The 9,356-nt window shown below is 70.3% G+C and carries 8 protein-coding genes; 4 read left to right on the forward strand and 4 right to left on the reverse strand.

Annotation, left to right across the window (positions count from 1 at the left end; all coding sequences use genetic code 11):
- The first annotated feature begins 39 nt into the window (after positions 1-39).
- Positions 40-432, forward strand: coding sequence for an ATP-binding protein (locus ACWGKT_RS07685; RefSeq protein WP_453272882.1), 393 nt, complete (start codon positions 40-42; stop codon positions 430-432).
- An 812-nt stretch (positions 433-1,244) separates the two neighbouring features.
- On the opposite strand, the gene ACWGKT_RS07690 is transcribed toward ACWGKT_RS07685, so the two are convergent.
- The 4 genes from ACWGKT_RS07690 to ACWGKT_RS07705 all read right to left on the reverse strand — a co-directional run bounded on the left by ACWGKT_RS07690 (position 1,245) and on the right by ACWGKT_RS07705 (position 6,133).
- On the reverse strand, positions 1,245-2,468 hold the full coding sequence (locus ACWGKT_RS07690; RefSeq protein WP_453272883.1) for an MFS transporter: 1,224 nt from the start codon (positions 2,466-2,468) through the stop codon (positions 1,245-1,247).
- A gap of 91 nt (positions 2,469-2,559) precedes the next feature.
- Entirely contained in the window at positions 2,560-3,624 is a 1,065-nt protein-coding gene (locus ACWGKT_RS07695; protein ID WP_453272884.1) for an endonuclease/exonuclease/phosphatase family protein, read from the reverse strand.
- A 185-nt stretch (positions 3,625-3,809) separates the two neighbouring features.
- The gene (locus ACWGKT_RS07700) at positions 3,810-4,439 is read right to left on the reverse strand and encodes a TetR/AcrR family transcriptional regulator (protein WP_453272885.1); all 630 of its coding nucleotides are present in this window, start codon (positions 4,437-4,439) and stop codon (positions 3,810-3,812) included.
- A 95-nt stretch (positions 4,440-4,534) separates the two neighbouring features.
- Positions 4,535-6,133, reverse strand: coding sequence for an MFS transporter (locus tag ACWGKT_RS07705; protein ID WP_356141718.1), 1,599 nt, complete (start codon positions 6,131-6,133; stop codon positions 4,535-4,537).
- Positions 6,134-6,361: 228 nt separating this feature from the next.
- On the opposite strand from ACWGKT_RS07705, the gene panB reads away from it, so the two are divergent.
- The 3 genes from panB (at position 6,362) to ACWGKT_RS07720 (ending at position 9,281) form a co-directional block, all read left to right on the forward strand.
- On the forward strand, positions 6,362-7,228 hold the full coding sequence (gene panB / locus ACWGKT_RS07710) for a 3-methyl-2-oxobutanoate hydroxymethyltransferase (protein WP_453272886.1): 867 nt from the start codon (positions 6,362-6,364) through the stop codon (positions 7,226-7,228).
- A gap of 158 nt (positions 7,229-7,386) precedes the next feature.
- Positions 7,387-8,412, forward strand: coding sequence for an ATP-binding cassette domain-containing protein (locus tag ACWGKT_RS07715; RefSeq protein WP_453272887.1), 1,026 nt, complete (start codon positions 7,387-7,389; stop codon positions 8,410-8,412).
- Complete coding sequence (locus ACWGKT_RS07720) at positions 8,409-9,281, forward strand: ABC transporter permease (protein WP_235457533.1); 873 nt, start codon at positions 8,409-8,411, stop codon at positions 9,279-9,281. The genes ACWGKT_RS07715 and ACWGKT_RS07720 overlap by 4 nt, the downstream gene beginning before the upstream one ends.
- Positions 9,282-9,356 lie beyond the last annotated feature (75 nt).

Here is a 9,356-nt window from a genome sequence, read left to right on the forward strand (position 1 = left end):
GTTCGTCACACAACGCACAGGAAGAGAACGACGCCACCCATGTCCGACCCCTCCCCCACCGATTGCGACGTCACGTACGCAACGCCACGCGAACTCCGTCTGCTCGCCACACCGAAGGCCGTACCGGAACTCCGTCACCATCTCCGCGACCTCGACTTCGACGTCCGCCTGTGCGCGACGGAGCTGCCGACGAACGTCATCAACCACGTGGGCGAGGGCACACCCGTGACCGTCCGGGTCATCGGCAAGCCGGGGCACGGGCACACCCGCATCGAGGTGACGGACCCCGATACACGCACCCTGCCCGTCCTGCTGTCCGCCTCGGCAACGTCGGAGTCGGGGAGGGGTATGGCTCTTCTCGACGCCCTGACCGACCGGTGGGGCGTGGACCAGGCCCCGGACCGCAAGACGGTCTGGTGCGAACTGAGCTGATGGGTTGCCGTTGGGGCCACTCGCTTCTTGGCCAGTGTCGTGCTTCCGCGCCCCGAGTAAAGGGCGCTCCGCGTCGCCTGCGGCGATGGCCCTGCGGGCCACCCTTGACTCGGGTCGCTCCAGCCCGATTGAGAAGCGAGCGAGCGGCCCGGAAAGACGGGTGGCCAGACGGGGTTGACCCTTCAGGTCCGCTGCGATCGTGCCGTCGGCGGAGGGGGCGCGGCCGCGCCTCGCCAGCACGCCGGGTCGGCCAAGCGGCTGACGGCCGGTGGGTGGGGCGGGGGCGCACGGGCGGTTGGGAGCCGGCGCCCCGTTGGTGCCGGTTGGTGGTCCCGTCCCGCCCTCCGGAGGTAATTGGTCGATTCGGGTCAAGGGGCCGGGGTAAACCGCCAGGTGGGAGGGCCGGGCTTGGCTCGGACGTGTCCCAAACCTGCCAATCATCGCCTTCATGTGACTTGAGAGGCAGATGTGACGCCCTCGTGGGGCCCCCACCCACCGCTCGCCGCTCGCCGCTAAGCCGACCCGGCGTGCTGGCGAGGCGCGTGCGCGCCCGTCGACGCCGGACGCGGACGCAGCCGTCGGTGGCCCGTGAACCCCGTCTGGCCACCCGTCTTTCCGGGCCGCTCGCTCGCTTCTTCCCCGTGCTGGAGCGAGGCGTGTCAAGGGTGGCCCGGAGGGCCATCGCCGTCAGGCGACGCGGAGCGACAGCGGAGCGCCCTTTACTCGCCTCGTGGAAGCACGACACTGGCCGAGAAGCGAGTGGCCCCAACGGCAACCCATCAACATGGGCCCGCGCCAACCCCCTCGCCTCGTCAGCGGTGCAGCGCGCCCGGCTGTTCCGGTACGTGCGAGGCGACCACCCGCTCGGCGACGCCGACCGGCAAAGTCGCCCGGTGCCGGTCCACCAGGTACGCCGTACCTGCCACGGCAAGGCCCAGTACCGCCAGCCCCGCGCCCGCGAGTGCCGGGGACGTCGTACCGAAGCCGGCCGCCAGGGCCAGGCCTCCGATCCAGGCGCCGCCGGCGTTCGCGAGGTTGAACGCCGCCTGGTTGGCGGAGGAGGCCAGCGAGGGGGCCGTCGACGCCTTCTCCATGACCATCAGCTGGAGCGGGGACCCCGTGACGAACGCGGCCGTGCCGAGCAGGATCACGGCCACGGCCGCCATGACCGGCGTACGCATGAGGAGCGGGAAGAGGGAGAGAATCGCGGTCAGCGACACCAGTCCGCCGAACAGCGTGGCCCGCAGGGAGTGGTCGGAGAGGCGGCCGCCGAGCAGGTTGCCCGCCGTCGCACCCACGCCGAACAGCGCCAGCACCAGCGTGACGCTGGACTCGGCGTACCCGGCGGAGTCCGTGAGCATCGGCGTGATGTAGCTGTAGGCCGCGAAGAGCGCGCCGAAGCCCGCCACCGTGGTGCCGAGCGCCAGCCACACCGGCACCGACCGCAGCGCGGCGAGTTCGCCGCGCAGGCCCGCCGCCGGGGCGGGAGCGTGGTCGTGCGGGATCAGCAGGGCCAGCGACGCTATCGCCGCCACGCCGATCGCGCTGACGCCGAGGAACGTCGCCCGCCAGCCCAGGTGCTGGCCCATCAGCGTCGCCACGGGCACGCCCGCGACGTTGGCGACGGTCAGGCCGAGGAACATCAGCGAGACGGAGCGGGCCTTGCGCGTCGGCGGGACCATCGTGGTCGCGACCACGGCTCCGACGCCGAAGAACGCGCCGTGCGGCAGGCCGCTGAGGAAGCGGGCGGCGAGCAGGGAGTCGTAGCCGGGAGCGAACGCCGAGAGCGCGTTGCCCGCGACGAACAGGGCCATCAGGGCCATGAGGACGGTGCGGCGGGACATCCGCGCCGTCACCGCCGCCAGCAGCGGGGCGCCGATGACGACGCCCAGCGCGTACGCCGAGACCAGATGCCCGGCGGTGGGGATCGAGATGTGCAGGTCGTCCGCGACGTCGGGCAGCAGGCCCATCATGACGAACTCGGTCGTACCGATGCCGAAGGCACCCACGGCGAGGGCGAGCAGGGCCAGGGGCATGAAGGGCCTTTCAGAGCGGAGTTCCGTACGACTGCTTCCATAATATGTTCACGTACGGAACAAACGCGGGCGGGCCCAGTATTCCAGCAGGTTAAGAGGCTGTGTCCAGCTTCACACGGGCGGCCACCGGCAAGTGGTCGCTGCCGGTGCGCGGCAGGTCCCACGAGCTCTCCGGCTCGACGCCCTTGACCATGATCTGGTCGATCCGCGCCATCGGGAACGACGCCGGCCAGCTGAAGCCGAAGCCGCTGCCCGCCGCGCCCTGCGTGGAACGCAGCTGGGAGGTGACGGCGTTGAGCGCGCGGTCGTTCATCGTGCCGTTGAGGTCGCCGAGCAGGACGACGCGCGGCAGCGGCTCGTCGGAGATCGCCTCGCCCAGCGCGTTCGCGCTCTTGTCCCGCTGCCGGGCGGTGAAACCGGCCTCCATCTTCACGCGCACCGACGGGAGATGGGCGACGTACACCGCGACCGAGCCCTTCGGCGTGGCCACCGTGGCGCGCATGGCCCGCTTCCAGCCCAGCTTGATGTCCACCGCCTCGACGCCGGTCATCGGGTACTTGCTCCACAGCCCGACGGTGCCGACGACCTCGTGGTACTTGTACGTCGACGCGAGCGCCCGCTCGTACACCGGGACGGCGGACGCCTTCAGTTCCTCCAGGGCGAGGATGTCGGCGCCGGAGGCGGCCACGTCGCGGGCCGTGCGGGACGGGTTGGGGTTGTCCGCGTTGACGTTGTGGGTGGCCACCATGAGGTCGCCGTCGGCGCCCGCCTTGTCGGTGAGCAGGCCGCCGAAGAGGTTCAGCCACACGATCGACGGCAGCAGCACCGCGATCAGCGCGGTCGCCGACTTGCGCAGGAAGCCGGCGACCACCAGGACCGGGATGAGCAGGCCGCCCACCCAGGGCAGGAACGTCTCGGTGAGACTGCCGAGGTTGCCCACGGTGTTGGGGATGCGAGAGTGCACCAGCATCACCAGGGCGAGGAACAACGCGACGGCGGCGAGGACGATGCCGCGCCGCCAGATGCGTGGATCACCGCGCCAGCCGTCGAACAAGCGGACGCGCAGGCGGTGCAGCAGGTGCCGAAGCCGGGATCCTTGGTGCTCGGGCCCCGAGCCGCCGTTGTCCGTCTCCGCCATGTATGCCTGCTGCGCCATACCGTCTGCCTCACTGCCCGCCGTGCCCACCGTCTTCCCCCCGGGTTACGACCCTAGGGGATGATCGGCCTCGTTCCTGCCGTCCCATGACGGCCGTACGGAAGACGAGGACGAACAAGTCGGCGCCAGGAGTTCCGGTTACCCGGGGAACGCGGGTGGACTGTGACGAAACCTGCACATTCGGGCTATACGCCGGATGAGCTGACAGGTCGTAGGCCGTCGAGCACCGTGTCGACGATCTCCTCCGACAGCCCCTCGGGGAGGTCGGCGTCGGGGCGCATGACGGTGCGGACGAGCATGGCACCGACGAACATGTCGTTGGCCAGTTCGAGGTCGACGTCCGCGCGGAGTTCGCCGTTGAGCTGCCCGCGGCGCAGGACGTCGAGGCCCTTCTCGCGCCGGGGCACTATCACGTTCGCGTGGTAGGCGGCCCAGATCTTGGGGCTGCTCTTCATCTGGGTGTGGGCGTTGTGCAGGATCACCGACGAGCGGCTGACCAGGCCGCGTTGGCGCAGCGATTCGAGCAGGACGACCAGGTCGTCGCGCATCGAGGTGCCGGGGAGCACGGGGTCGGGGGGCTCGGCGGCGCGCATGACGTCGACGAAGAGCTCCTCCTTCCCGCTCCAGCGGCGGTAGATGGTGGCCTTGCCGACGCCTGCGGTGCGGGCGACGCGCTCGATGGAGAGTTCGGCGAGAGGGACGCCGTCCTCCAGGAGCTTCATCACGCCCTCCAGAATGGCGTGTTCCACGGCCTCGCTGCGCGGGCGGCCCCGGGTGGGACCGTCCGGCCGCGTCCGGCTGTCGGCAAGACTCACGTGACTCTTCCTTTCGCTGCACTGCGGAAATCCTCCCGCAGCCGCCTCCTTCCCCCGTGCTGCCTCTCCGACCGACCCGCGAGCCCGGTCGGCTGTTACTCCGCCGCCACCACCAACTCCTGTTCGCGCTTGTCCTCCTGCGGCGTCGGCGGCCTGCCCGGCAGGAACAGGGCGACCACCAGTGCGCCGATGAGGGCGACGCCCGTCCCGCACAGCGCCGTGATGTGCATGGCGTGCAGGAACGCGTCGTTGGCCGAGCCGACCAGGGCGTCACCGCGCGGGCCGAGCTTCTCGGCGATGCCGAGGGTCGCCTCGATGGACTCGCCCGCCGTGTCCCGGAGGCCGGCCGGCAGCTGCCCGAGGTTGCCCTCGATGCCGGTGCGGTACGAGGTGGACAGGACCGAGCCGAGCACGGCGATGCCGAGGGCACCGCCGACCTGGCGGAAGGTGTTGCTGAGCGCGGAGGCCGAACCGGCCTTCTCGCGGGGCAGGGCCTGCATGATGACGACGGAGGTCGGCGTCATGATGTGGGCCATGCCGGTGCCCATGAGGAAGAACACGACCTCCAGCACCCAGATCGGCGTGTCCGCCTCGAAGCCGGCGAACGCGGCCAGCGTCGCGGCGATGAGGAGCAGACCGGCGGTGGTGGTGGCCTTGTTGCCGAACCGGTCGACGAGCAGCCGGGCACGCGGCGCGAAGATCATCTGCGCGGCGGCCAGCGGCAGCATCAGCAGACCGGACTGGAGGGGCGAGTAGCCGCGCACGCTCTGGGTGTAGAAGACCGAGAAGAAGGTCACGCCCATCAGCGCGAAGAACACCAGCGCGATGGCGGCCATGGCGGCGGAGAACACCTTGTTCTTGAAGTACGTGACGTCGAGCGAGGGATGGTCGCTGCGCTTCTCGAAGACGACGAAGGCGGCGAGGACGACGAGGCCGGCCACGATGGTCGCGAGCACGGTCGGGTCCGTGAAATCGGCGAGCTCGCCGCCCTTGATGATGCCGTAGACCAGCAGCACGAGGCCGACGACGGACAGCACGACGCCGATCGGGTCGAGCCGGCCGGGCTTCGGGTCGCGCGAGTCGGGCACCAGCCAGACCATCAGGGCGAGCGCGATGATCACGATCGGTACGTTGATGAGGAAGACGGAGCCCCACCAGAAGTGGTCGAGGAGGGCGCCACCGGTGATGGGGCCGATGGCGATGGCGAGCCCGACGCCGCCGGCCCAGATGCCGATGGCCTTGGGCTGCTCCTCGCGCTCGAAGACGTTCATCAGGACGGCGAGGGTGGCGGGCATCACGAAGGCGGCGCCGAGGGCCATGAGCGCGCGGAAGGTGATGAGCTCGCCCGGCGTGCCGGACTCGGCGGCGAGGGCCGAGCCGATACCGAACACGACGAGGCCGCCGAGCAGGACCTTCTTGCGGCCCAGGCGGTCGCCGATGAGGCCGGCGGTGAACAGCAGGCCCGCGAAGACGAGGGTGTAGGCGTTGATGGCCCACTCGATCTGGCTCTGGGTGGCGCCCAGGCCGGTCGGGGCAGGGGTGGAGATGGTCTTGATGGCGACGTTCAGGATCGAGTTGTCGAGCACCACGATCAGCAGACTCAGCATCAGGACGCCGAGGATCGCCCAGCGGCGCCGGTGCACCGCCTCGGGTATCCGGGAGCCGTGGGAGGCACGGACGGCAGGTGTTGTCATGCCGACGAGCCTAGGGGAATTCCAATACGGTACCGTCTCGTATCTGAATTCCTTTGCCGAGTCGTTGCACGGCCGGGCCGGGGCCGAGCGCAGGGCGAGCGGCACCCGAGCGAACGGGGATGGGATCACACGGGGGTCCCCTGGCCCTCCCTGGCACGAGGTGCCACCATGGAGGGAATCCGGGGACGCCGTAAGGGCGCCTCGAGATGACTTGAAGGAGCCGTTGCAATGACGCAGATTTCGGCTGCCCAGACAAGGCCGTCCGACGGCAGCAAGGCGCTGTACGGGGGCAAGGGCACACGCCGTATCACTGTTCGCGACATCGCTCTCGCCAAGGAACGCGGCGAGAAGTGGCCCATGCTCACCGCCTACGACGCGATGACCGCGTCGGTGTTCGACGAGGCCGGGATCCCGGTGATCCTGGTCGGCGACTCGGCGGGCAACTGCCACCTCGGGTACGAGTCGACCGTGCCCGTCACCCTCGACGAGATGACCCTGCTGTCCGCGGCGGTCGTCCGCGGCACGCAGCGCTCCCTGATCGTCGGCGACCTGCCCTTCGGCTCCTACCAGGAGGGGCCGGTGCAGGCACTGCGCTCGGCCACCCGCCTGGTGAAGGACGCCGGGGTCGGCGCCGTGAAGCTGGAGGGCGGCGAGCGCTCGCACGAGCAGATCCGGCTGCTGGTGGAGTCCGGCATCCCGGTGATGGCCCACATCGGCCTGACCCCGCAGTCCGTCAACGCCATGGGCTACCGGGTCCAGGGGCGCGGCGAGGAGGCGGCGGCCCAGCTGCTGCGCGACGCGAAGTCCGTGCAGGACGCGGGCGCGTTCGCGGTGGTGCTGGAGCTGGTCCCGGCCGAGCTCGCGGCCGAGGTGACCCGGGTGCTGCACATCCCGACCGTCGGCATCGGCGCCGGTCCCCAGACGGACGCGCAGGTGCTGGTGTGGACCGACATGCTCGGCCTGACCTCGGGCCGGGTGCCGAAGTTCGTCAAGAAGTACGCGAACCTGCGCGAGGTCATGGGCAACGCGGTGAAGGAGTTCGCCGAGGACGTCGTCGGCGGGACCTTCCCGCTGGAGGAGCACTCCGTGCACTGATCCACCGACAGTCCACCAAGCCACAGCGGCACAGAGACAGCCCGCCGATCTTCCCCCGTCGGCGGGCTGTCGCCGTGTCGGCGGCCTGTCGGTCGGCGACATGTCCCTGTCGGCGCTCTGTCGGTGCTTTGTCGGTCGGGCCTGACATCTTCATGGGCATGACGCGAATCGACAAGAACCCCCTCGGCGCAGGCCACGCCGTGACCGTACGGGGGCTGGTCAAGCACTACGGCGAGACCAAGGCACTGGACGGGGTCGACCTGGATGTGCGCGAGGGCACCGTGATGGGTGTGCTCGGGCCGAACGGAGCCGGCAAGACCACCCTCGTACGCATTCTCTCCACCCTGCTGGCCCCCGACGCGGGACAGGCGACCGTCGCCGGATACGACGTCGTGCGCCAGCCCCGGCAGCTGCGCCGGGTGATCGGGCTCACCGGCCAGTACGCCTCGGTGGACGAGAAGCTCCCGGGCTGGGAGAACCTGTACCTGATCGGGCGGCTGCTCGACCTGCCCCGCAACGAGGCCCGTACCCGCGCCGACGAGCTGCTGGAGCGGTTCTCGCTGACGGAGGCCGCCAAGCGGCCCGCGGGGACGTACTCCGGCGGAATGCGGCGGCGCCTGGACCTGGCCGCCTCGATGATCGGCCGGCCGGCCGTGCTCTACCTCGACGAGCCGACGACGGGACTGGACCCCCGTACCCGCAACGAGGTGTGGGACGAGGTCAAGGCCATGGTCGGGGACGGGGTCACTGTCCTGCTGACCACCCAGTACATGGAGGAGGCCGAGCAGCTCGCCTCCGAGCTGACCGTCGTGGACCGCGGCAAGGTCATCGCGAACGGCGGCATCGAGGAGCTGAAGGCCCGGGTCGGCGGCCGCACCCTGCGCGTCCGGCCCGCGGACCCGCTGGAGCTGCGCCCGCTCGCCGGGATGCTCGACGAACTGGGCATCACCGGCCTCGCCGCCACGACCGTGGACAGCGAGAGCGGCAGCCTGCTGGTGCCGATCCTCAGCGACGAGCAGCTGACGGCCGTGGTCGGCGCGGTCACCGCGCGCGGCATCACCATCTCCTCCATCACCACCGAACTGCCCAGCCTGGACGAGGTGTTCCTGTCCCTCACCGGCCACCGTGCCGGTGCCCCGCAGGACACCACGCCCGCCGAGACCCGCGAGGAGGTCGCCGTATGAGCGCCCACCCGTCGCCCACCACCACCCTGAACGAGGCGCTTCGCGCCGCCCCTTCGAACACCCTTTCCCCGGCCGCCGCGAAGGCGGACACACCGATCTCGCTGCGCGCGCACCTGCGCCACACCGGCGCGCTGATCCGCCGCAACCTGCTGTGGATCCGGCAGGACCCGGAGTCGATGTTCGACGCCGTCCTGTTCCCGGTGATCTTCACTCTGCTGTTCGTGTACGTCTTCGGCGGCTCCATCGGCCAGTCCCTGGGCGGCGGCCAGGAGCGGTACGTCCAGTACGTCGTGCCCGGCCTGATGGCCATGATGGGCATGAACATGGCCCAGGGCGTGGGCACCGGCTTCAACACGGACTTCAACTCCGGTGTCATGGACCGTTTCCGGTCCCTGCCGATCGGGCGCGGCTCGGTGCTGTTCGCCAAGATCGCGGTCGAGCTGATGCGCATGCTGTTCGCGACCGTGGTCCTCATGATCGTCGGCGTCCTCGTGGGCTTCCACATCACCCACTGGGTCGGGCTGCTCGGCGCGGTGGGCCTGTCCGTGCTGTTCGGCTCGGCCCTGATGTGGGTGTTCCTCACCCTCGGCGTGATGATGAAGACCGCGCAGTCCGTGCAGGCCATGGGCTTCCTGGTGCTGATGCCGCTGCAGTTCGGCTCGTCCATCTTCGCGCCGACCAAGTCGATGCCGGGCTGGCTGCAGAACTTCACCGACTACAACCCGCTGTCCGCGCTGGCGGACACCGCGCGCGGCCTGATGGTCGGCGGACCGGTGACCCACGGCCTGTGGGTGACCCTGGCCTGGTCGGCGGGTCTCACCGCGGTGATGGCGCCGGTCGCGATCCACAAGTTCCGCACCAAGAGCTGACGCCGGCCCCCCGATCGTCGGTCCGCGTCAGACCAGGGCGGCGGCCTCCTCGTAGGGGAGGCCGCCGCCCACGGC

Source organism: Streptomyces sp. NPDC054794 (assembly GCF_053611585.1).